At 67.5% G+C, this 21800-nt stretch carries 19 protein-coding genes; 12 read left to right on the forward strand and 7 right to left on the reverse strand.

The genetic code is table 11. The features are described from left to right. Window positions 1-45: 45 nt before the first annotated feature. Window positions 46-1074, reverse strand: coding sequence for a hydroxyacid dehydrogenase (locus ACFCV3_RS12425; RefSeq protein WP_376029373.1), 1029 nt, complete (start codon window positions 1072-1074; stop codon window positions 46-48). A 91-nt stretch (window positions 1075-1165) separates the two neighbouring features. Here ACFCV3_RS12425 and ACFCV3_RS12430 point away from each other — a divergent pair, with 91 nt between their 5' ends. Then, a complete protein-coding gene (locus ACFCV3_RS12430) occupies window positions 1166-2254 on the forward strand; it encodes a substrate-binding domain-containing protein (protein WP_376029376.1) in 1089 nt (362 codons plus the stop codon). Here ACFCV3_RS12430 and ACFCV3_RS12435 read toward each other — a convergent pair. From ACFCV3_RS12435 to ACFCV3_RS12445, 3 genes are read right to left on the reverse strand one after another with little or no spacing between them, the layout of a single operon-like run. Then, window positions 2208-4124 (reverse strand): DUF2264 domain-containing protein, encoded by a 1917-nt coding sequence (locus ACFCV3_RS12435; RefSeq protein ID WP_376029378.1) that lies wholly within the window; start codon window positions 4122-4124, stop codon window positions 2208-2210. The two genes, ACFCV3_RS12430 and ACFCV3_RS12435, sit on opposite strands and share 47 nt — an antisense overlap. After that, a complete protein-coding gene (locus ACFCV3_RS12440; RefSeq protein WP_376029380.1) occupies window positions 4124-5926 on the reverse strand; it encodes a heparinase in 1803 nt (600 codons plus the stop codon). The genes ACFCV3_RS12435 and ACFCV3_RS12440 overlap by 1 nt, the downstream gene beginning before the upstream one ends. After that, window positions 5926-6936, reverse strand: a complete 1011-nt coding sequence (locus ACFCV3_RS12445) for a LacI family DNA-binding transcriptional regulator (RefSeq protein WP_376029382.1) — start codon at window positions 6934-6936, stop codon at window positions 5926-5928. Before ACFCV3_RS12445 ends, ACFCV3_RS12440 begins: the two co-directional genes overlap by 1 nt. A 111-nt stretch (window positions 6937-7047) precedes the next feature. On the opposite strand from ACFCV3_RS12445, the gene ACFCV3_RS12450 reads away from it, so the two are divergent. From ACFCV3_RS12450 to ACFCV3_RS12470, 5 genes are read left to right on the forward strand one after another with little or no spacing between them, the layout of a single operon-like run. Next, window positions 7048-7920, forward strand: a complete 873-nt coding sequence (locus tag ACFCV3_RS12450; protein WP_376029385.1) for a carbohydrate ABC transporter permease — start codon at window positions 7048-7050, stop codon at window positions 7918-7920. Further along, window positions 7917-8762, forward strand: a complete 846-nt coding sequence (locus ACFCV3_RS12455) for a carbohydrate ABC transporter permease (protein WP_376029388.1) — start codon at window positions 7917-7919, stop codon at window positions 8760-8762. The genes ACFCV3_RS12450 and ACFCV3_RS12455 overlap by 4 nt, the downstream gene beginning before the upstream one ends. A 10-nt stretch (window positions 8763-8772) precedes the next feature. Beyond that, a complete protein-coding gene (locus ACFCV3_RS12460) occupies window positions 8773-10164 on the forward strand; it encodes a ricin-type beta-trefoil lectin domain protein (protein WP_376029391.1) in 1392 nt (463 codons plus the stop codon). A 17-nt stretch (window positions 10165-10181) separates the two neighbouring features. Then, window positions 10182-11531: an ABC transporter substrate-binding protein gene (locus tag ACFCV3_RS12465; RefSeq protein ID WP_376029394.1), complete on the forward strand. Its 1350-nt coding sequence runs from the start codon at window positions 10182-10184 to the stop codon at window positions 11529-11531. Between the two features lie 24 nt (window positions 11532-11555). Then, the gene (locus ACFCV3_RS12470) at window positions 11556-13301 is read left to right on the forward strand and encodes a beta-galactosidase family protein (RefSeq protein WP_376029396.1); all 1746 of its coding nucleotides are present in this window, start codon (window positions 11556-11558) and stop codon (window positions 13299-13301) included. On the opposite strand, the gene ACFCV3_RS12475 is transcribed toward ACFCV3_RS12470, so the two are convergent. Together ACFCV3_RS12475 and ACFCV3_RS12480 are read right to left on the reverse strand one after the other, a co-directional pair. Beyond that, window positions 13298-14299 (reverse strand): LacI family DNA-binding transcriptional regulator, encoded by a 1002-nt coding sequence (locus ACFCV3_RS12475; protein ID WP_376029397.1) that lies wholly within the window; start codon window positions 14297-14299, stop codon window positions 13298-13300. The two genes, ACFCV3_RS12470 and ACFCV3_RS12475, sit on opposite strands and share 4 nt — an antisense overlap. Window positions 14300-14373: 74 nt before the next feature. Then, window positions 14374-16026 carry a hypothetical protein gene (locus tag ACFCV3_RS12480; protein ID WP_376029399.1) on the reverse strand — a complete coding sequence of 551 codons (1653 nt, stop codon included), beginning with the start codon at window positions 16024-16026 and terminating at the stop codon, window positions 14374-14376. A gap of 141 nt (window positions 16027-16167) precedes the next feature. Between ACFCV3_RS12480 and ACFCV3_RS12485 the strand changes: the two genes are divergently transcribed. From ACFCV3_RS12485 to ACFCV3_RS12500, 4 genes are read left to right on the forward strand one after another with little or no spacing between them, the layout of a single operon-like run. Beyond that, the gene (locus tag ACFCV3_RS12485; protein ID WP_376029401.1) at window positions 16168-17445 is read left to right on the forward strand and encodes an ABC transporter substrate-binding protein; all 1278 of its coding nucleotides are present in this window, start codon (window positions 16168-16170) and stop codon (window positions 17443-17445) included. 5 nt (window positions 17446-17450) lie between these two features. Further along, window positions 17451-18341 (forward strand): carbohydrate ABC transporter permease, encoded by an 891-nt coding sequence (locus ACFCV3_RS12490; RefSeq protein ID WP_376029403.1) that lies wholly within the window; start codon window positions 17451-17453, stop codon window positions 18339-18341. A gap of 1 nt (window position 18342) precedes the next feature. Continuing rightward, window positions 18343-19185 carry a carbohydrate ABC transporter permease gene (locus tag ACFCV3_RS12495; RefSeq protein WP_376029406.1) on the forward strand — a complete coding sequence of 281 codons (843 nt, stop codon included), beginning with the start codon at window positions 18343-18345 and terminating at the stop codon, window positions 19183-19185. Between the two features lie 39 nt (window positions 19186-19224). Beyond that, a complete protein-coding gene (locus tag ACFCV3_RS12500) occupies window positions 19225-20028 on the forward strand; it encodes an LLM class flavin-dependent oxidoreductase (protein ID WP_376029407.1) in 804 nt (267 codons plus the stop codon). A 25-nt stretch (window positions 20029-20053) separates the two neighbouring features. Here the strand turns inward: ACFCV3_RS12500 and ACFCV3_RS12505 are convergent, their stop codons facing one another. Further along, window positions 20054-21040, reverse strand: a complete 987-nt coding sequence (locus ACFCV3_RS12505; RefSeq protein ID WP_376029409.1) for an iron-containing redox enzyme family protein — start codon at window positions 21038-21040, stop codon at window positions 20054-20056. A gap of 75 nt (window positions 21041-21115) precedes the next feature. Here ACFCV3_RS12505 and ACFCV3_RS12510 point away from each other — a divergent pair, with 75 nt between their 5' ends. Then, window positions 21116-21349: a CDGSH iron-sulfur domain-containing protein gene (locus ACFCV3_RS12510; RefSeq protein ID WP_376029411.1), complete on the forward strand. Its 234-nt coding sequence runs from the start codon at window positions 21116-21118 to the stop codon at window positions 21347-21349. Further along, complete coding sequence (locus tag ACFCV3_RS12515; RefSeq protein ID WP_376029413.1) at window positions 21349-21726, forward strand: VOC family protein; 378 nt, start codon at window positions 21349-21351, stop codon at window positions 21724-21726. Before ACFCV3_RS12510 ends, ACFCV3_RS12515 begins: the two co-directional genes overlap by 1 nt. Window positions 21727-21800 lie beyond the last annotated feature (74 nt).

Here is a 21800-nt window from a genome sequence, read left to right on the forward strand (position 1 = left end):
GCGGAACTGCGAGCAGGGGGTCAGGCGGACTAGGCGGTCAGCGGACTAGGCGGTCAGCGGGAAGGCGTCGGCCGTGATCCGGCCGCGGACGGGTTCGCCGGCCACCCAACGGGTGAGCTCGGCGAGCATGTGATCGGTCAGGCGATGGATCTCGGTGCCGAGCGAGCCGGCGATGTGTGGGGTGACCATCACGTTCGGGACTGCCCGCAGCGGGGACTCGGCCGGCAGCGGTTCGGGATCGGTGACGTCGAGGATCGCGAACAGCCGCCCGGTGCGGCACTCGGCCGCGAGCGCGGCGGAGTCGACCAGACTCCCCCGTGCCGTGTTCACCACCGTCGCGTGGTCCGGCAGCTGCGCGAGCTCGGCGGCGCCGATCATCTGGTGGGTGCTCGGCAGTTCGGGCGCGTGCAGCGAGAGCACGTCGGAGCGGGAGAGCAACTCGTCGAGGTCCACCAGCTGCGCACCTGCAGCGGCCACGGCGGCCGGGTCGGCATGCGGGTCGGCGACCAGGACTGTGGTGCCTTCGAGAGTCTGGAGCAGGTCGACGACCCGGCGGCCGATCCGTGAGAAGCCGACGACCCCGATCGTGCGCTGGAAGTTCGAGAGGTCGCCGAAACCCTGGGGGCGGGACCAGCCCTGGTACGCCGTACTGGCATCGGCCGCCAGGAAGGGCGCCTTCTTACCGGCGAAGATGATGGCCGCCAGTGTGTACTCGGCGACCGGCACGGCGTTCGCGTCGGCTGCACTGGTCACGACGAGATCGCGACTCCACAGACTGTTGTCAGCCACCGACCGGATGCTCCCGGCCGCATGGAAGACCGCCTTGAGCCGGGGCGCCGCCGCTAGCCGCTCCGCCGTCAGCCTCGGCGCACCCCAGGAGGTGACGAGCAGCTCCGCCGTCGCCAGCCGGGCCCGCGCCTGGGGCGAGTCGAGCTCGTCGGTCCAGATCGGATCGGGCAGCGCCACCAAGCTCGCCAGCCGGTCGAGCCGGGACTGGTCGAAGTGTGCAGCGAACACCTCGCGATCCATCACGACCAGCGCCTCGCGGCGGTAAGCGGTTACCGTTGCTGTCATGTGAACATGAGATGACTAGAGTGTTCAGCTCCGCTACGGCAAATGCACAGTTGATCGGAAACATTCAGACTCGAACATCGAGGTGAGGCGGGTGTCGGACGATCGGCTGTTCGGGGTCCAGCGCCATGAACGGGTGATGGACGAGCTCCGTCGGCACGGCTCGGTCCGGGTCCGCGAGCTCGCGGACCTGCTCGGCGTCAGCGAGCTGACCATCCGGCGCGACATCTCCGCGCTGGCCGCGCAGAACCTGCTGACCAAGGTGCACGGCGGCGCGACTCTGCCGACCGAACTCGCGCCGGTGGCACGTCGCCGTACCGCGGCTTCACCCCGGTTCACCATCGGCATGGTGGTGCCGTCACTCGACTACTACTGGCCGCCGATCGTCGGCGGCGCCCGCTCGGCCGCCGCCGCTCTGGGAGTGGCGATCCAGCTCCGCGGGTCGAGCTACGACTGGGCCGAGGACCGCCGGCAGATCATCCGGCTGATCGAGGCCCAGCAGGTCCAGGGCCTGCTTCTCGCACCGAACCTGGAAGGCGCCGACGTCGGCGAGATGATCGACTGGATCGCCAAGCTCCCGGTCCCGGTGATCCTGGTCGAACGACAGCCGCCACGCTGGACACCCACCCAGCACCAGGTCGAGTGGGTCCGCAGCGATCACGCCCTCGGCGTCGAACTCGCCGTACGGCACCTGCACGCCCAAGGCCACCGCAACCTCGCGCTCCTGCTGTCCAAGGGCAGCCCGACCTCTGCCCACCTGGCCGCCGGCTGGGCCCTCGTCTGCCAGGACCTGGACATCTCACCCGACCTGGTGATCCGCGAGTCGGTGAACATGGACCAGCCCCGCCACCGCGACATCCTCGCCCACGTCCTCGGCCGCTGCCGCTCGGCCGGCACCACGGCCCTCGTCGTCCACTCCGACCCCGATGCGATGGCAGTCGCCCAGTACTGCGCCGAACAGGGCATCGCCATTCCGAACCAGCTCGCGATCATTGCCTACGACGACGAAATAGCCCACCTCGTCGAACCCGCCCTCACCGCCATCCGCCCACCCAAACCCATGGTCGGCCGCACCGCCGTCGAACAACTCGTAGCCCGCCTCACCGAAGGCCGCCGCCGCCCACCCCAACGAGTCCTCATCGTCCCCGAACTGGTGATCCGGGACTCCACCATCCCCCGCTGACCGGTGTGGGGAGGGGGTGGGTGGTTTGGGTGTTGTTGGGCCAGGTGATGTGGAGGTGGGTGGGGGTCAGGTGGATCTGGGGTTCGGGGTCGGGGGTGGGGCCGGAGAGGGAGATGACTGCTACGTAGAGGGTTCCGGGGGTGGCGGGGGCTTGTAGGTAGGGGGTTGCGGTGTGGGTGCCTAGGGCTTCGGAGTCGGCGGTACGGCGGATGGCGGTGGAGGTGAAGGGGGTGTGGGGTTTGATGGTGGAGGTGAGGTTGTTGGCTCGGGCTTCGGCTGGTGAGACGGTGGTGATGTGGTCGGCGGTGAGGGGCCAGCCGGAGAATTCGATCTGCCAGTCGGGGCCTAGCTCGGCGTTCGGGTCGATGCGGGCGGCTCGTACTTCGTGGCTGCCGTGGAGGGCCGAGGTCATGGCGACGACTGGGCCGGGCACGACTGCTCCCCCGCGGCCTGAGCCGTGTTCGGGGCCGGTGTCGTCGGTCGTGCGGACCCAGTGCATCGAGGCAACCGAGCTGCCCGGGCCGACCGTGGTGAAGCCGTTGCGGTGAGAGTGGCCCAGTTCGGGGTGGACGATGGTGATGCTGTTCTCGAGCGGCTGGGCCCAGTACGGCGTACTCAGGGGTGGCATGGTGTGGGTCGAGTAGCCGAGGCGGGCGTACAGCGGTGAGTCGGCGCGTTCGTCGCCGGGGACCGAGTGGTCGGTGCCGTGGTTGACGACGCGGACGATGCCGTCGGACTGGGTTCCGCTGACCAGCCAGCCGGGCTCCGCGAGTTCGCGGGTGAAGTCGGATCGCTCGACAGGTAAGGGCTCCTCGGCCGCAGTCCATACCGGATGGTCCGCGGGCAGCATCAGGCCGAGCATGCCTTTCACCGCCCAGTACGGCGATCCTGGGCCGGAGTACGACTGGGCGATCGCCGGCCACTCGCCGTACCAGCCGAGGGTGAGCAGACCGCGCTGATCGGGGACCTCGTGATCGAGGAAGTGTTTGAGGATTCCTGAACTTGCCCGGCGCAGGACACCGGGTGTCACCGAGGTGGCGCCGGTGATCGCGCCCATCCACAGCGGTGCCGCGGCGGCGAAGCGGTACGTCAGACTCCGGCCCTGGATCAGCGGCGAACCGTTCGCACCGATCAGGTGCACGGTCGAGTCGAGGAAGGCGGACAACCGGTCCCGCCACGCATCCTGCAGCGCAACGTCACTCAGCCCGGGATCCATCGATGCCCAGAGCAACGGATAGACGTGCAGCGCCCAGCCGTTGTAGTGATCGAACGCGCGCTCCGGACCATCGGCGTACCAGCCGTGGCCCCGATACAACGCCTCGTGCACGGCGAGACCGCTCTCGATGTCGTCGCGGGACCACGGCCCGCCGACCGACTTGAGGAACGTCTCCACGACGATCTGGAACCAGACCCAGTTGATCGGTGGGTACTGCTCACCGACCACGGTCGCCAGCCAGGCAACGATCTGCACACGATCCCGGTCGTCGAGCCGGTCCCACAACCACGGCCGGCTCAGATGCAGGCCGAGCGCGATCGAGCAGGCCTCCACCTTGGCCTGACCGAGCTGGTCGGGGCGCGGCCAGGCATGTGGTGACGCGGGATCGGTCCCGGCCCGCAGACCTTCGGCGTACCACCCGGCGAGATCATGCGGATCCTTGCCGTCCTCCCCCTTCAGCCGGATCGCCGCCAGCAGGAACGACCGAGCGAAGGCTTCCAAAGAGTCACTCACCGGCCCGTACGCGCTCGACTGTCCGGGCAGGTCGATCCGGGCGTGCTCGGGCGAGGCCCAACCGCGCAGCGACAGCAGCAGTTGGTCGGCGACCGCAGCCCACGAGTCGCGGGTCAGGCCGGTGAAGGGAACATCGGTCATCAGGTCACCTTGAGTTCGAAGCGATTGTTGCCTGCCGCAATGATCAGGCGATGGACTGCGGAACCCCAGACAGCGTGCAGCAGCTCGTCGTCAACGACCCGCCGCGACAGCTGCCCGGCGCCGAGAACGGGGTCCCAGTGCAGTTCGGCGATGCGGCCACCGAGCGTCTCGACCACGAGTCGACCCGGCTCGTGCGCAACCGGTTCGCCGGCGATCACGAAGTGTTCGACAACCTCGCTGCCCGCGGCCCACGTGTCGACAACACGGATGCACCGATCCAGCGTCACCACCCGGCGAAGGTTCCCGCTCGGATAGGCATCCGACAGATCAATCTCGACGCCATCACCCTGTACGGCGAAGTCTGCTGCCCGCCATTGCGAACCAGCCTCTTGTTCGCGCCCATCGACGACCGGCACGTTGTGCCACTCGCTCCGAACCACCCACTGCTCGTACCGGCGGTCCGAGAACGAGATCGCCGTGTACGTCGGCTGCCCCAGGTCGATCAGCACCGGCGTGGCATCGAGCGCGGCAATGAACGAGCCCACGTCGTTGTGGTTGTGGTTCTCGTCGTTGTGGCCACCCTTCACGGCCAACGTCCAGCCCTCGGTCGAGCCATCGGTCTGCCGCGCCACCAGCAGTTGCACGTCAGGTAGCCAACTCGATCGAGGCAACGGCAACGGTGCGGCAGTGGCCTGCAACCAGTCGTCATCGACCAGCGCGACCAAGGCTCGTCCGAGACCCACGACGGCAGCGGTCGACTGATCGCGGTGTGCCGCCGCCTGGGCCATCACTTCCCGGTCACCGGTCCGGCGCCCCCAGCGATGCAGGACATCCCACGGTTGGTCGGGGTTCGGCCGGGCCGATCCGTCGCCGACGTTCACGTACCATCCGTCGCCGAGCGCCATCCGCTGCGGATACCGGGCCACCTCGGGCAACGGCTCGACAGACCACGGAGACAGCGCGCCCAGCGTGATCCGGTCGAGCACCTCCAGCGCGCTCGCGAGCCGCGCCGGCCCGTTCCACCAGTACGCGAAGCCCTCGTCACAACCACCGTCGGCCGGGAGCGAGCGGAGGTAGCGGTCGAGGCCATCGACAACCAGGTCCACCACCTGCGTTCGCCGTACCGGGTCGGTCTCCAGGAACAGCGCGGCAACCAGCACATGCCCGTGGATCCACGGGTTCCAGTTGTGCAGGTGCCCGTCAAGCCCGAGCCAGTGCCACCGACGATCCTCGAGGAACGGCCGCAGTACCCGCCGATCGGCCTCCTCCCGCAACCGCCGGCGCAGTCCGGGCACCCGATCATCGAGCGCCGGCCCGAGCACGAGGTCCGCCCAGGCCAGGATCTCAACCGTCTCGGCGGCACCCAGATCGAGATACGGCGTACTCGAATCCGCCACGACTTCACCCCGAGCGGTCGCGAACGACTCATGCGCAGCCCAGCACCACGTCGTCTGCTCACACAGCAACAACAGTCCGTCGGCCGCCTCATCGACGTACCGCTCGTCCGCCGTCAAGACTGCCGCAAGCACCGCCGTGCTCGTCCGCCGCCGCAACTCCCCTGCCGGATTCTCATACGCTGTCCGTACGCCGGCCCGCCAGTACCGCGCGTAGTCCGAGAGCAGCAGCCGCGGCCACGGCTGACCACGATCCTCCGCAGCCTGTGCCAAGACAGCCAACGCAGGGCGCGACTCCCACAACGAACGGTCAAGCAGATCCGGTACGCCGACTCGGTCGCGCGCCGAATCCACAGCAGCCTGGCGGATCGCCGGGCTCAGCGCAGTCCAGCGAGCTGCAAGCGACATCAGCCGGCCCGCGGCGGAGCGGTGCTGGACCGGATCACGAGTTCGGTGGGCACACTGACCGGCCGATGGTGGTGTTCCTCGGCACCGAGTTCAGCGATCAAGGCCTCGACAGCTCGCCGGCCGACCTCCGGGAAGAACTGGCGGACGGTGGTGAGCGGCGGCCAGAACTGCGCGGCGGATTCCTGATCGTCGAAGCCGACCACGCTCACATCACCGGGAACGTCGCGGCCTTCTTCGTGCAGTGCGCGCAGCAGGCCGAGCGCCATCTCGTCGTTCGCGGCGAAGACCGCCGTGACCGCCGGATCCGCGGCCAACTGCCGACCGACGTCGTACCCGGATGCTGCCGACCAGTCGCCGACGAGGAGCGGTGGGACCCGGCATCCCCGCGCAGCCAGGGTCTCCTCCCAGGACCGGCGACGACGGGTCGCCGCGAAGGAGGTCGGCGGGCCACCGAGATGCCAAACCGTGGAGTGCCCGAGATCCAGCAGGTGCTCGGTCGCGATCCGGGCGCCCTGGGCCTGGTCGGTGTCGACGATCGGATAGTCGTAGTGCGCGCTGGAGTCGACGACCACAACCGGGAGCCCCTCCGGCAGATGGATCTCGGCCTCGTCGAGCTGGTGCGCCTCGATCAGGATGATGATTCCGTCGACCGCCTGCTCCTGGAGCCGGGTGAACGCGCCGGTCACCTTGCCCTGGTCCGCGTCCAGCAGCGGGATCAGGTTGATGGCGTAGCCGGCGGCGGTCGCGGCCTGGCCGACCGCGTTGAACGTGCGGGTGTTCCCGAAGCTGGACAGCTCGAAGACGATCACCCCGATGTTCCGGAACTGGCCGTTGCGCAGCGCGCGGGCCGCGCTGTTCGGCCGGTAGCCGACCTCACGCATGGCGGCCAGCACCCGGTCGCGGGTGGCGGTGTCGACGTTCGGCCGGTCGTTGGCGACCCGGGACACGGTCTGTCCCGAGACGCCGGCCAGCCGCGCCACGTCGGCTATCGAGGGTCCTCGCCTGCGCATCCGGCACCTCCCGTCCGTCTCATAGATGACACACCCTAGACATGTTGACGTTAACAAGCTAGCGTCCCCGCCGTCGGTGTTAACGTCAACAATTCAGCAAGGAGGCTGCGGATGGCACGCCGCCAGGAGGCGAAAGGCTGGGTCTTCGTCGGCCCGTTCCTGGCCGTCTTCGCGCTCACGTTTCTCGCCCCGATCGGCTACGCGGTGTATCTGAGCCTGTACCGGGACCAGGCGTTCTTCGGCGGTACGGTCTTCGTCGGCCTGGACAACTACGCCGAGGTACTGCGGGACCCGAAGTTCTGGGAGTCGGCCGGCCGGGTGCTCGTGTTCCTCGTCGTCCAGGTCCCGGTGATGCTGATCCTGGCGCTGCTCGCGGCGCTGGCGATCGACAGCGCCCGGCTGCGCGGCGCGAGCTTCTTCCGGATCGTCCTCTTCCTGCCGTACGCCGTCCCCGGCGTCGTCGCGGTCCTGATGTGGGGCTTCCTGTACGGCGACACCTTCGGCCTGGCCGCCGATCTCAACGACCTGTTCGGTACGACGGTGGTCCAGCCGCTGAGCGGTTCCTGGATGCTGCCGTCGATCGCCAACATCGTCACCTGGGAGTTCGTCGGCTACAACATGCTGATCTTCTACTCGGCGCTGCGCACGGTCCCCGGTGAGTTGTACGAGGCCGCCGCGATCGACGGCGCGGGCGCGATCCGGACCGTGCGGGCGATCAAGCTGCCCGCGCTGCGCGGTGCGATCGTGATCGCCACGATCTTCTCGATCATCGGCAGCTTCCAGCTGTTCAACGAGCCGAACATCCTGCGCACCCTCGCGCCGAACGTGATCACGACGTACTACACGCCCAACATGTACGCCTACAACCTCTCGTTCGCCGGCCAGCAGTTCAACTACTCCGCCACGGTCGCAATCGTGATGGGCGTCCTGACGGCGATCATCGCGTACGTCGTCCAGCTCCGCGGATCCCGGGAGGCACTGTGACCAGGACCAAACCATCACGGCTGCTGACCGGACTGATGGTGCTCTACCTGATCTACACCCTGGTACCGCTCGTCTGGCTGGTGATCAGCGCGACCAAGACCCAGGACGACCTGCTGTCGACACCCGGTCTGTGGTTCGGCGACAGCTTCGCGCTGTTCGCCAACATCAAGGAGACGCTGACCTACAACGACGGCATCTTCCTGCGCTGGCTGGGAAACACCCTCCTGTACGTCGTGGTCGGGGCCGGCGGCGCCACCCTGCTCGCGACCGCGGCCGGCTACGGACTGGCGAAGTACAAGTTCGCCGGACGACGCGCAGTCTTCGCCGTACTGCTCGGTGCCATCGCGATCCCCGGTACGGCGCTCGCCGTACCGACGTTCCTGCTGTTCTCGAAACTCGGCCTCACCAACACCGTCTGGGCGATCATCATCCCGTCGCTGATCAGCCCGTTCGGCCTGTACCTGATGTGGGTCTACGCCTCCGAGGCGATCCCGTTCGAGCTGCTGGAAGCGGCTCGCATCGACGGCGCCGGCGAGGTCCGGATCTTCACGACGGTGGCACTTCGGCTGCTCGCGCCCGGGGTCGTGACGGTCCTGCTGTTCGCGGTGGTGGCGACCTGGAACAACTACTTCCTGCCGCTGATCATGCTCAGCAAACCGAATCTCTACCCGCTCACGGTCGGCCTCACCCAGTGGAACAGCCAGGCGACCGGCGTCGGCGCGAACCCGATCTACAACCTGGTGATCACCGGCTCGCTGCTGACCATCGTGCCACTCGTCGTGGCGTTCCTGCTGCTCCAGCGTTTCTGGCAGTCCGGCCTCTCCGCCGGCAGCGTCAAGTAAAGGAGTTCCGATGAAATCCACACTCTGGCGAGCCGCCGTGGCCCTCGCCACCGTCGCCGCCACCCTCACGGTTCCCGCGGCCGCGACGCCACCGCAGCCGAACACCGCCGACTTCCGCGGTGTGAACTGGGCCGACCCCCGCGACAACTACGCCGACGACGAGGTCGTCCCCTCCGGGCTCAGTACGGCGGACAACTACTGGACCACGTATCGCAAGTCGACCGGCATCCTCAGCGAGTTCCGTAAGGAGCTGCGCGCCAATACCGTGCGACTGCCGATCAACCCGTCCAGCGTCGGGACGAACTGGTGGTCGTCCTACCGTGCGGCGATCGATGCCGCGACCGACCAGGGCTACAAGGTCATCCTGAGCTACTGGGAGGCCGACAACGCCAAGGACGGCCGGGTCGACGACACCGCCGCCTTCACCGCGATGTGGGACACGGTCTTCAAGGCCTACCGGAAGAACCCGCGCGTCTACTTCGAGCCGATGAACGAACCGTTCGGCTACTCACTTCCCGATTGGGTGTCGCTCGCCTCGTCCTGGGCCGACCGGCACTCGAACGTCCCCCGCGGCCGCCTGGTCATCTCCGGTACCGGCTACAACGACAGCGTCATCGGTGTCGGTGCCGCGCCCGAGCTGAAGGGCACGCTGCTCTCGCTGCACTTCTACGGCTTCTGGGCGTCCGACACCACCGAGGCCGCCTGGCTGGCGAACCTGAAGCCGCGGATCGGCGAGTACGGCTGGCGCACGATCATCGACGAGGCCGGCTCCCCGATGACGATCGGCCTGAACTACGGCAACCACGAGGGCAACGTCTCCACGGCGTACCTGGGCGCTCTGACCGAGACAGCGCGCGCCCAGAAGATGGGCATCGTCTACTGGCCCGGTCTGCGCAACGGCGACTCGTACTCGATGACCACCCAGGTCAGCGAACGCGATCTGAAGGTGAACAGCACCAGCGGCCTGGCCCAGCTGCAATGGGGTTGGGGTCTGCTCAAGGAGGAGCCGGTCAACACATTGCCGCCGGCCCCGCCCGGCGAGCCGCTGCGCGGAGTCGAGAGCAACCGCTGCGTCGACGTACCGGGTTTCTCGACGACCAACGGTACGGCGCTCGACCTGTGGGACTGCAATGGCGGCGGCAACCAGAGCTGGAACTGGACCGCGAGCAAGCAGCTCACGATCTACGCCGACAAGTGCCTGACGCCAGGCACTGGCACCGCGGCGATCATCACCGACTGCACCGGCGCTGCCAACCAGACCTGGCAACTCAACGACGACAAGTCGATCTCCAGCATCAGCAACCCGGCGGTGTGCCTGCAGGCCGCCGGAACAGCGAACGGCACTCCGGTCGAGCTCCAGCCCTGTAGCGGGCAGCCGAACCAGCAATGGGTGCGGGCGTAACAGTGAAAGGGAAGAAGATGAAGTCATTCCAACGACGCCGGCTGGTGGTTGCCGGTGCGACGATCGCGGCGCTGTCGCTCGTCCTGGCGGCCTGCGGTTCGGGCAACGACTCCGGCAGTGGCGGTGACACCAAGCAGCAGGGCTCCCCCGCTGCGGTGGACGAGGCGCTCAAGGCCGGCGGCACGCTCACCTACTGGAGCTGGACACCGTCCGCCCAGGCACAGGTCACGGCGTTCGAGAAGGCCTACCCGAACGTCAAGGTGAACTACGTCAACGCCGGAACCGGCAACGACCACTACACCAAGCTGCAGAACACGATCAAGGCCGGTTCGGGCGCGCCCGATGTCGCGCAGGTCGAGTACCAGGCGCTGCCGCAGTTCGCGCTGCCCGGTTCGCTGGTCGATCTGCGTCAGTACGGTTTCGACCAGTTCGAGTCGGCGTACACCCCGTCGACCTGGGCCGCGGTCCACGCCGGTGAGGGACTGTTCGGCCTCCCGCAGGACTCGGGCCCGATGGCCTTGTTCTACAACAAGGAGGTCTTCGACAAGTACGGGCTGACCGTGCCGAAGACCTGGGACGAGTACATCGCCGCGGCGAAGAAGCTGCACGCGGCCGACCCGAAGAAGTTCATCACCAACGACAGCGGTGACGCCGGGTTCACGACCAGCATGATCTGGCAGGCCGGTGGCAAGCCGTTCAGCACCAACGGCAAGAACGTCACGATCAACCTTGCCGATGAGGGCTCCAAGAAGTGGACCGCCGAGTGGAACCAGCTGGTCGAAGGCGGGCTCGTGTCCACCATCCCCGGCTGGTCCGACGCGTGGTTCAAGGCACTCGGTGACGGAACGATCGCCACGCTGCCGACCGGTGCCTGGATGCCCGGTGTGATGGAGTCCTCGGTCAAGGCCGGTGCCGGCAAGTGGCGGGTCGCCCCGATGCCGACGTACGACGGTCAGCCGGTGACGGCGGAGAACGGCGGCAGCACGCAGGCCGTGCTCAAGCAGAGCAAGAACCCGGCCCTCGCCGCCGCGTTCGTCCGGTGGCTCAACAACGGCGACGGTGTGAAGACCTTCCTGGCCAGCGGCGGCTTCCCCGCGACCACGGCCGACCTGAAGGCGCCGGAGTTCGTCAGCAAGAAGAGCGCGTACTTCGGTGGTCAGGCGATCAACGAGGTGCTCACCGGCGCCGCGGGCACGGTTGCGCCGGGCTGGAGCTACCTGCCGTATCAGCTGTACGCGAACAGCATCTTCGGTGACACCGTCGGCAAGTCGTACCAGGCCAAGTCTGGTCTCGATACCGGCTTGAAGGCCTGGCAGGACGCGTTGGTGGCCTATGGCAACCAGCAGGGCTTCCAGGTCAACGGCTAGCTACTCAACTAACAAGAGGGAGATATGCCAGACTTCGCAATCGGTGAGTCCGAGTTCCTGCTCGACGGGAAGCCGTTCCGGATCCTGTCCGGTGCGCTGCACTACTTCCGGATCCATCCGGACCAGTGGGCGGACCGGATCGAGAAGGCACGGCTGATGGGTCTCAACACCATCGAGACCTACGTCCCGTGGAACGCGCACTCACCCCGGCGCGGTGTCTTCGACACCACCGGGATGCTCGATCTCGAGCTGTTCCTGCGCCGGGTCGCCGAAGCGGGTCTGCACGCGATCGTCCGGCCCGGCCCGTACATCTGTGCCGAGTGGGACAACGGTGGCCTCCCCGCCTGGCTTTTCCGGCAGCCAGGAGTGGGGGTTCGCCGGTACGAACCGCAGTACCTCGCCGCGGTCGGCGAGTACCTGAGCGAGGTACTGCGGATCGTGCGCCCTCTGCAAGTCGATCAAGGCGGACCGGTCCTGCTACTCCAGGTGGAGAACGAATACGGGGCCTTCGGCAACGATTCGACGTACCTGAAGTGGCTGGTCGAACTGTTCCGTGCCCAGGGCATCACGGTGCCGCTGGTCACCGTCGACCAGCCCGAGGACGCAATGCTGACCGCGGGCGGGATCGACGGCGTACTGCGGACCGGTTCGTTCGGATCACGCAGTGTCGAGCGCCTGTCGACACTGCGGGCCCATCAACCGACCGGTCCGCTGATGTGTATGGAGTTCTGGGACGGCTGGTTCGACCACTGGGGCGGACCGCACCACACCACCTCCGCCACCGAGGCGGCCGCCGAGCTGGACGCGCTCCTGACGGCGGGCGCCTCGGTGAACATCTACATGGTCCACGGCGGGACGAACTTCGGCCTGACCAATGGCGCCAACGACAAGGGCGTCTACCGGCCGACGGTCACGTCGTACGACTACGACGCCCCTCTCGACGAGGCCGGTCGACCGACGGCGAAGTTTCACGCGTTCCGGGACGTCATCGCCCGGCACGCGCCTGTCCCGCCGCTGCCTGACTTCGAGGTGCAGCCGCCGGCGCCGGAGTTCAGCGTGACGCTGGGCGAACCGATCCGGCTGCTGGATCGGCCGGACAGCTGGGGTACCTGGCGCGCACACGAGAACCTCCCGAGTCTGGACGACCTTGACGCCCAGTTCGCTCTCTACCGCACGCAGCTCGACCTCGACGGTCCCGTGGTTCTTCAGCTCGACGAGGTCCGCGATCGGGCCCACGTGTTCCTCGACGGCGATCCGATCGGCGTTCTGAGCCGTGAGGACCACGACCGCGCGATCACGCTCCCCCGTGGCAGCGGCCGGCTCGACCTGATCGTCGAGGACCAGGGCCGCGTCAACTACGGGCCGCGGATCGGCGAAGCCAAGGGGCTCATCGGGCCGCTTCTGGTCGGCACGAGTACGCCGTCTGCCTGGCAGACGCTGGCGATCGACCTCGACGCCGTACCGGAGCTGTGGAAGGCAACGCTGACCTCTACGGCAGGAGTCGGTCCCACTGCCTACCGGGCGACCTTCACCGTTGAGCAAGCCGCCGACCTGTTCCTCCGGACCGATGCCTGGGGCAAGGGGTTCGCCTGGATCAACGGCTTCTGCCTCGGCCGCTACTGGCGGCGCGGTCCCCAGCACACGCTCTACATCCCCGGCCCCGCACTGCGAGCAGGCGCCAACGAACTCGTCGTACTGGAGCTGGACACGCTCGCTGACACCACGGCCCGCTTCACACCAACTGCGGATCTGGGCCCGACCGACCTCTAACGAGGTCCGGTGCTCTCCCGCACGATCAACTCCGCAGGGACCAGGTCGCGAGCAGCCGGCTCGCGGCCTGCGATCTGCTCGGCCAGCTGCCGGAACGTTCGCCGGCCGACCTCGATGAAGTCCTGGCGGACCGTGGTCAGCGGCGGGCTGAAGTACGCCGCCTCCGGTACGTCGTCGAAGCCGACCACGTGCACGTCCTTCGGCACCGCGATCCCCGCTTCGGTGAAGGCCCGCAGCAGGCCGAGCGCCATCTGGTCGTTGGCCACGAACACCGCGGTCAGGTCCTTCTCGCGCGCCAGCACCTGGCCCGCGGCGTACCCCGAGCGCGAGCTCCAGTCACCGCGGACGATACGCGGCGCCCTCACGCGGTGCCGCTTCAGCGTCTGCCGCCAGGCCGCTTCACGATCCTGGGCCTCGAGCCAGTCCACCGGCCCGGCCACGTGCCAGACGGTCTTGTGACCGAGGGCAAGCAGGTGCTCCGTGGCGCGCCGTGCGCCGTCGACCTGATCGACGGCGATCAGCGGGACCGGGGCCTGCTGACCGCCACCGACTGCGACCAGTGGGATGTCACGCGGTACGACCTCGAGGGACTTGCTCGCGGCCGCGTGCGGGGCGATCACCACGATCCCCTCGACCGCCTGCCGCCGGAGGGTTTCGATCGCCTCCGCGATGGCCGAGGTGTTCGGCGTACCGACACTCGTGATCGTGACCGAGTACCCGGCTTCGCGGGCTGCGTGCTCGATGCCGTACAGCGTGCTGGCCGGCCCGTAGAGGGTCGAGTCCAGCGTGACCACGCCCAGGATGCCGGTCTTGCCGGTGACCAGGGCGCGCGCCGCCGAGTTGGGCCGGTAGCTCAGCTTCTCGACGGCCGCGAGCACCCGGGCCCGGGTCGCCGCGCTGACCGGGCCGGTCTTGTTGACCACCCGGGAGACAGTCATGTGCGACACGCCTGCGAGATCCGCAACGTCGGTCAGGCTCGCTGGCTTACCGCTGGTCAATCCGAACCCCCTGGTTGCTGCTTACGTGCGCCAGAGGCCAGTGTTCGCGGTAACAACGCCCTGGTCAAGGACCATTACGTCGTACGGATCGCGAGTCTCTGTACGCCGGGAGCGCGGCCGGTGAGATAGACGCGCAGTCCGTCGGGTACCAGCGAGCCGTTGAGCATCCGGTAGCGCTCACCCGGATCCATCATGACGCGGGCCGCGCCCGACCCCGGACCGAACTCGATCCGGTCCTCGCCCACCGTGTACACCCCCGTCCCGGACTCCAGTTGGTAGTTGCCGGATTCATCGAGCTCCTCGACCCCCGACAGCACTCCGCCGGGCCGGAAGCAGAGCTCGATCGCGTACGGCGCCTCGGACCCGGTCAACTCGAAGGTCAGGTCGAACCCGTTCTCGACCTCCGCCACCGTGATCGCCGTACGCAGCTTGTGGTAGTCCCTGGACCGTTGGCCGAAGTCCATGGACGCGTAGAACCGGCCGTCAGGTGTCAGCGCGTACCGGCCGTCCGGGGTACGCCGTTCCGGCGCCAAGGGCTGGTAGTACGGCACCGCGAGCTCGGCCCCGAGCTCGACCACGGACTGCGACCACCGCCGCAGGTACTCGCTGTGAAAGTGCCCGGTGCCGAAGAACTGTGGTGCGAGCCGGACGGAGTCGAGGATCGCGTCACCGTGGCGCAGCTTGAAGAACGTCGGGTTGACGGAGAGACCGGAGGCAATCACCGGCACCTCGTGGAAATCGGTCCCGCCGAAGATCGTCGCCGTCCGGCTCCCCCGCCGGATCCGCACCGACGCCTGCGACGGGAACTCCTTGACGAAGTCCGCCGGCAGCTCGGTCGCCGGCGGCAGCGGCGCGGCCAGCTCAGGACGTTCGAGGACCTCGGCCAGACTGTCCCCTAATTCATTGGCACCCAGCTCACCACTACCGCGACGCTCGATGCTCTGAGCAACGGCCGCGAACCGGCCGTCACCATCCAGCAGCGCAAGCTCGCGAAACTGGAGGAGATAGGGCCAGCCGTCAAAGACACCGAACTGGTCCTGCCGGCGGGAAGCGATCGTGTCCACCTCGCCGTTCGGCTCCAGCAGGTGCAGCGTCGCCTCCAGGTTGCGCCGGACGTACTCGATCAGCTCCGGCCGGTCCTGCCGCCACGCGATTGTCAGCAGCGACGGATTCGTGACAGCGGCGGCGTAAATCGAGCTCCGCTCGCTGTAGATCCCATCCGGGCCTGCGTCGATCCCCTCGGCCAGCCATTCGTCGATCCGGTCGACATACCGCTGGTCCGGGAGGATGTGGTTGATCCGGGCAAGCGCCGCCGACACCTCCCATCGATGGTTCGGGGTGTGCACACCACCACTCGCCAGCGCGGGACCGGCCTTCTGCAGGATCCCGAAAATGGCCGATCGAACACCAGCCGCTGGTTCGTTGCCCTCCAGTAACTCCCAGACCACACAGAGATCCTGGACCAGGAAGGCCGTGTCCGGCGGCGAGTGCAGGTTGCCGATGTCGTAGGTCCCGTCCGGGTGCTGCGACGCCACGAGTTCTCCGGAAAGCTCCCGCAACCGCTCGAGAATCGCCGGATCATGACGGTACGACGACTCCCCGACGTACCCGGCCACCAGCCGCCGGAGCTCGCGGCCGACCCGTCTGGGATCGCTCCCGGCAGGCAGCGTCCGCGTGATCTGTGCCTCGTTCGCAACCGTCAGCAACCGGACGAATTCTTGGTCCACCGCAGTGTCCTCACGCTCAGGGGACTTATGTCAGGACTTAAATGTATATCGATACACCATTTGCTCTTGACGCGGTAAGCGCTTGCCTCCTAGCGTCCGAGCGTCGCCTACCCAGGCTGCGTTGAACACAAGGAGAAAACGATGAGCGGATCCCTTCGGCGGTGGCGGTGGTTGGCAGCAGGCATGGCGACCGCGGCGGTCCTGACCGCGTGCGGTTCCGGCTCCGGCGACGCCGCCTCAGGTGACGCGAAGAAGATCACCTTCTGGCTGTCCACGGCCGCCCAGATCCAGGGGTACACCGACCTGGCCAAGGAGTTCCAGGCCAAGGAAGGCATCACCGTCGAGGTGGTGAACCAGCCGTACGACGGCTACCAGGACAAGCTGCGGCAGTCGGCCCAGGCGAACTCGCTGCCCGATGTCGCCAGCGTCCCCTCGCTCGACTCGCTGTGGATCAACCAGCTCCAGGACCTGAGTGCGACCGCGAACAACGAGACCAACAAGATCCGCAAGGACCTGCTCACCGAGCAGGACGGCAAGGTGCTCGCGATCCCGTCCGACCTCACCGCTGCCGGTCTGTTCATCAACAAGAGCCTGTTCACCAAGGCCGGAGTCGCCGTACCGGCTGATCCCAGCAAGACCTGGACCTGGGACGAGTTCCTCGCCGCCGCGACCAAGGTGCGGACGGCAACCGGTGCGAAGTACGACCTGGTCTACGACAACTCGGCGGCCCGGATCCGGGCCTTCATCTACAACAACGGCGGCAAGGGCTTCCAGCTCGGCGCCGACAACAAGTACCAGACGCCGGACGCCGCGACCGTCGCCGCACTGACCAAGTTCAAGGCGATGAACGACGACAAGGTGATGCCGAAGTCGGTCTGGACCTCGGGCGGCGACCCGAACGCACTGTTCAAGAGCGGCCAGGTGGTCGCGTACTTCTCCGGCGTCTGGCAGGTCCCGGACTTCGCCGAGGGCATCACCAACTTCGAGTGGGCCAGCGCGCCGACGCCGGGCCCGGTGCACGCGACCGATATCAACCTGGGTGGCAAGGTCGTTGCCTTCAACAACAAGGACACTGCGGCGGCGGCGAAGAAATGGGTCGACTTCCTGTTCCAGCGCGACAACTACACCAAGCTGGCGCAGTCCAACGGCTACCTGCCGGTCGAGTCCGGGTTGACGCTGAAGTACCCGTTCAAGTCCAAGGCTGCGCTGGACGCCTACACGCTCTACACCAAGGAGATCGAGCTCGCCGACCCGATCTCGTCGTCCGGCCAGGCCGCCGGGACGAAGCTGTTGCTCGCGGGCAAGGAGGCCGGTGAGGACCCGACGAAGGGTGAGCTGGCGAAGTTCGTCAACGGTGAGCAGGACGTACAGAAGACGGTTACCAACATCGTCGACGGCCTCAACTCCACGCTGGGCTGACGCCGGTGCGACGACTCTGGCCGGAACGCCGCCTGAACCGCTACACCGCGGCACCGCTGGCGCTCATCTCGATCAACCTGCTGCTGCTCGTCACGTTCTTCGTCTGGCCGGCGGTGACCGGTCTGCTCTACTCGTTCACGAGCTACACCGGCATCGGCAGCGCGCCGTACGTCGGGATGGACAACTACCAGCGTCTGTTGCAGGACGACGCGTTCTACGCGGCGCTGGTCCGGACTCTCGTGTTCACGGCAGGCGTCGTCCCGCTGACGCTCGTGCTCTCGCTGAGCACGGCGGTGCTACTGGTCACGAACTACACCAAGGGCAAGTCCGTTGCCCGGATCATCTTCTTCCTGCCGTGGCTGATCTCGCCGATCATCGCGGGCGTCATCTGGCGCTGGATGTTCGGCGAGAACTTCGGGCTCGTCAACTACGTCATCACCGCGCTCGGCGGGAGCGAGGTGCCCTGGCAGTCGAACGCGAACCTGTCGATGCTGGTCGTCATCGTGGCCGCGGCCTGGGGCGGTACGGCGTTCAACATGCTGCTGTTCGTTGCCGCGCTCAAGAACGTGCCGACGGCGTACTACGAGGCAGCGTCCCTCGACGGCGCCGGTGGGTGGGCCAAGTTCCGGCACATCACCCTGCCCGCGATCGCGCCGACGACCTTCATCGTGGTGCTGCTGAGCGTGCTCGGCTCGATGAAGGAGTACGCCCTGATCCAGGCCATCAACGGCGGTGGCCCGGGGACGGCGAACAACCTGCTCGTCCAGTACATCTACACCAAGGGCTTCCAGCGGGCCCAGATCGGCTATGCGAGCGCGGCGTCGTTCGTGCTGATGCTGATCCTGATGGTGATCGCGCTCGTACAGCTCGCCCTGAACCGGCGGAAGGAATCCTGACATGGCCGCCACCGCTTCCGCCACGGGCGAACTCCCGAAGAAGATCTGGGCGACCGCCCTGATGTGGCTCCTGGTCGCCGTGTACGGCGTTCCCGTCCTCTGGTTCCTGCTCAGTTCGTTCAAGCCGGCCGGTGAACTGTTCTCCTATCCGCTGACGGTGTTCCCCAAGCATCCGACGATCAAGGGCTACACCCAGGCCTGGACGAGCTTCGACGTCGCGCAGTACTTCTTCAACACGATGATCGTCGCCGTCTCGGCCACCGTGCTCACGATCGTGGCGAGTGCCGCCTGCGGGTACGCACTGGCCAAGTACACGAACTGGTGGATCAAGGCGTTCGCCGTCTGCATCCTGGCGACCACGATGCTGCCCGGCGAGGTCATCCTCGCGCCGCTGTTCCTGGTGGTGCGCAACCTCGGCCTCTACAACAGCCTGGCGGCGGTCGTCGTACCGTCGGTGATCACGGCCACCGGTACGTTCATGTTCCGGCAGTTCTTCCTCACGGTCCCGAACGACCTGCTGGAGGCGGCCCGGATCGACGGGGCCGGTGAGTTGCAGACGTTGTGGCGCATCATGCTGCCGCTGTCACGGCCGATCATGCTGACCCTGGCCATCTTCTCGTTCCAGTGGCGCTGGAACGACTACATCTGGCCGCTGGTCGTGCTGAACGAGCCGAGCAAGTACACCCTCCAGATCGGCGTCGCGACCATCGTCGGCGCCGAGAACGTCAACTGGTCGGTCCTGCTGGGCGCCTCGGTGCTCTCGATGATCCCGCTCGTCGCCCTCTACCTGGTCTTCCAGAAGTACGTGATGAGCGCCGACATCGGCGCCGGCCTCAAGGACTGAGCCGGGAATGCGCGCGGATCGGGCTGGGTTGGCGCAGGTATGACTGTCGACATCGGTGTCATCCTGCCCACGTCCACGCCCGATCCGAGCCGGCCGATCCTGGGCGACGTACGGGCCGGCGCCCGGTACGCCGAGGAGGTGGGACTGGACTCCGTCTGGTCGACGGACCACCTGATCGCCAGTGGACCGATGCTCGACAGTACGGTCGTGCTCGCCACCGCGGCCGCGGTCACCGAGCGGATCACGGTCGGGTTCAACGTGATGCTGCTGGCACTGCGTCCGGTCGCGTGGGCGGCCAAGCAGGTCAACAGCCTGCAGTTGGTGTCCGGCAATCGCCTGGTCCTCGGCATCGGGACGGGCAACCCGGCCCACGGCGACATCGGCTGGCGAGCTGCGGGCGTCGAGTACGCCGAGCGCGGCCGGCTGACCGACGAGGCCCTCGCCGTACTGCCTGAGCTGATCGCCGGCCACTCGGCGACGCTTGCCGACGGCACCGAGGCGACGCTGGCGCCGGGCTCCGCCGTACCACCGATCTTTGTGGCAGGCAGTGGAGCTCGCGCCCATCGGCGAGCCGCCCGGTACGGCGATGGCTGGGCGACGATCGCGCAGTCACCTGACGAGGTCCGCGCCAACCTCGACACGATCAACCAGCTGGCCACAGAGCTCGGTCGCCCAGCACTGCGCGCGACCGTGGTCGCACCGCCGTTGGACGACGACCTGGCGCGTGCCGCCGAGCAGCTCGCGACCTACGAGCAGGCCGGCGTCGAGCGTGTCATCCTCTTTCCCTCCGGCGACTGGCAGCGCGACTACGACCGCGCAGCCACCCTCAAGCAAGCGCTTTGAGCAACGCCTCCGAAAGGCCGGGAGGTCACCGTGCGATCGCAGACGGCGCAGGCGCGTCGTACGTGTCGACTTTCCAGGTGGTCAAGAGATGCTCGGCGAACAGGCGGTCCAAGGTCAGCGAACAACTGGCTCCGAAGAGCACGTCACCAGCCGCGGCCGGGTGCTCGCTGACGTAGCTGCCGCAGAGGTCGTGCGCAGCGATCTGCTCGTGAACGGCGTCCGCCTCGACATGTTCGGTGAAGTAGCGGGCCTGCGCCTCCGTCGCGCCGAGGCGAGCGGCACCGGCGGCGTACTGGCGGTTGGGCAGCGTCGAGGTCATCTCGAGGGCCGCCAGGTGGCCGAGCAGCGCGGGTGTCCACCGTTGGTGCATCGCGAACAGCGACATCACGTTGGAGATCGCCAAGGTGACCGCGGGTGCGGTCGCGACATAGTGGCCATAGGCATCATTCAGTCCGAGCCAGCGCATCGTGGTCCGGAACAGCTCCGCGTGCATGCGTTCGGGGCGGCCACCGCCGTACTCGTCGGCCTGGATCTCGACCAGCGCAGCCTTCGCCGCACCATCCAGCCGCGGGATGCCGAAGCTGTGCGGGTCAGCCTCCTTCAGCTGATAGACCGACCGGTTCGCGACGAACTCGCGGAACTGCTCGAGCGTCGCGTGCCGCCGCAGATAGGCTGACAGCTTCGGTCCGTCGTCGGCCTCGACCAACGCACGCAGCTGCTCCGCGACCGTTCCGCCGGTCGGCATCATCCGGCAGTTCGCCTCCAGCCAGGCCGTCCACGGCCGCTCCAACCGGTTGCGGAAGGCAATGATCTCCGGATCCCACTGACCATCGAGAGCCGCGTCCTGGAAACCCCGGTAGTGCAACTCGTAGGCGATCCACAGTGCGAGCTGCAGATCCTCGTCCGCCCAGGACGGGCCCGATCCCACGACGGCGACCTCATCGGTACGGCGGCCGCCGAGCCGGCTGATCAACCAGCCGCTGAGCGGTCCCCGCGGGGGTGGCAACTGCATGTGCGTCTCCTTGTTCGTGAGCCTCACACCGGTACCCGGCGAGGAAACCGCTTCACCGGTGGGTACCGCCTCCCTATGACGACGAACGCCGAGGACCCTGCCACCGTGATCCGCGCCTATCCCGACGGCCCGCTTCTGATCCGCGGTGACTTCGAGCTGCTCGACGAACACGGCGAGCCCGTCACCACCCGCCGTACCGTCGCCCTGTGCCGCTGCGGTCGCTCCGGCCTCGCCCCGCTCTGTGACGGCACGCACGCTCTGCTGTCGTCGACCCGAGCAGCGCACTCCCGACCGGATCAGGAGGTCTGATGCCCGCAAGACTTGTTGCCACCGTTCTCGGTACGCCGGATCCCCCGGCACTGGCCGTCTTCTACAGCGAGCTGCTGGGCTGGCCGGTGACCAGCAGCGAACCGCACTGGGCCCGTGTCCGGCATCCCCACGACGACCGGCCCGGTCTCAGTTTTCAGTTGGAGACCGATCACGAGCCACCGGTCTGGCCCCAGCAGCCGGGGAGCCAGCAGATGCAGGCGCACTTCGACGTACAGGTCGACGACCTCGAGCGGGAGACAGCGCGCGCGGTCAGTCTCGGTGCCACGGTGGAGGATCACCAGCCTCAGCCCGACGGCGTCCGCGTCATCCGGGACCCGCACGGCCACGTGCTGTGTCTGTTCCTGCCGGGCTTCTAGGTGCGTGTGGTGGGGCGGTCACGTGCGCTGTTTTCGTAACGCACGTGACCTTAGCGAACCACCTTCCGCGCGCG

The organism is Kribbella sp. NPDC056345, from assembly GCF_042262745.1.
Lineage (GTDB): Bacteria > Actinomycetota > Actinomycetes > Propionibacteriales > Kribbellaceae > Kribbella.

Excerpts from the sequence above, each read along its gene's own strand:
- ACFCV3_RS12425 (WP_376029373.1), bottom strand. The coding sequence starts at position 1,074 with ATGACAGCAACGGTAACCGCTTACCGCCGCGAGGCGCTGGTCGTGATG.
- ACFCV3_RS12435 (WP_376029378.1), bottom strand. The coding sequence starts at position 4,124 with ATGACCGATGTTCCCTTCACCGGCCTGACCCGCGACTCGTGGGCTGCG.
- ACFCV3_RS12440 (WP_376029380.1), bottom strand. The coding sequence starts at position 5,926 with ATGTCGCTTGCAGCTCGCTGGACTGCGCTGAGCCCGGCGATCCGCCAG.
- ACFCV3_RS12445 (WP_376029382.1), bottom strand. The coding sequence starts at position 6,936 with ATGCGCAGGCGAGGACCCTCGATAGCCGACGTGGCGCGGCTGGCCGGC.
- ACFCV3_RS12450 (WP_376029385.1), top strand. The coding sequence starts at position 7,048 with ATGGCACGCCGCCAGGAGGCGAAAGGCTGGGTCTTCGTCGGCCCGTTC.
- ACFCV3_RS12460 (WP_376029391.1), top strand. The coding sequence starts at position 8,773 with ATGAAATCCACACTCTGGCGAGCCGCCGTGGCCCTCGCCACCGTCGCC.
- ACFCV3_RS12465 (WP_376029394.1), top strand. The coding sequence starts at position 10,182 with ATGAAGTCATTCCAACGACGCCGGCTGGTGGTTGCCGGTGCGACGATC.
- ACFCV3_RS12470 (WP_376029396.1), top strand. The coding sequence starts at position 11,556 with ATGCCAGACTTCGCAATCGGTGAGTCCGAGTTCCTGCTCGACGGGAAG.
- ACFCV3_RS12485 (WP_376029401.1), top strand. The coding sequence starts at position 16,168 with ATGAGCGGATCCCTTCGGCGGTGGCGGTGGTTGGCAGCAGGCATGGCG.
- ACFCV3_RS12495 (WP_376029406.1), top strand. The coding sequence starts at position 18,343 with ATGGCCGCCACCGCTTCCGCCACGGGCGAACTCCCGAAGAAGATCTGG.
- ACFCV3_RS12500 (WP_376029407.1), top strand. The coding sequence starts at position 19,225 with ATGACTGTCGACATCGGTGTCATCCTGCCCACGTCCACGCCCGATCCG.
- ACFCV3_RS12505 (WP_376029409.1), bottom strand. The coding sequence starts at position 21,040 with ATGCAGTTGCCACCCCCGCGGGGACCGCTCAGCGGCTGGTTGATCAGC.
- ACFCV3_RS12510 (WP_376029411.1), top strand. The coding sequence starts at position 21,116 with ATGACGACGAACGCCGAGGACCCTGCCACCGTGATCCGCGCCTATCCC.
- ACFCV3_RS12515 (WP_376029413.1), top strand. The coding sequence starts at position 21,349 with ATGCCCGCAAGACTTGTTGCCACCGTTCTCGGTACGCCGGATCCCCCG.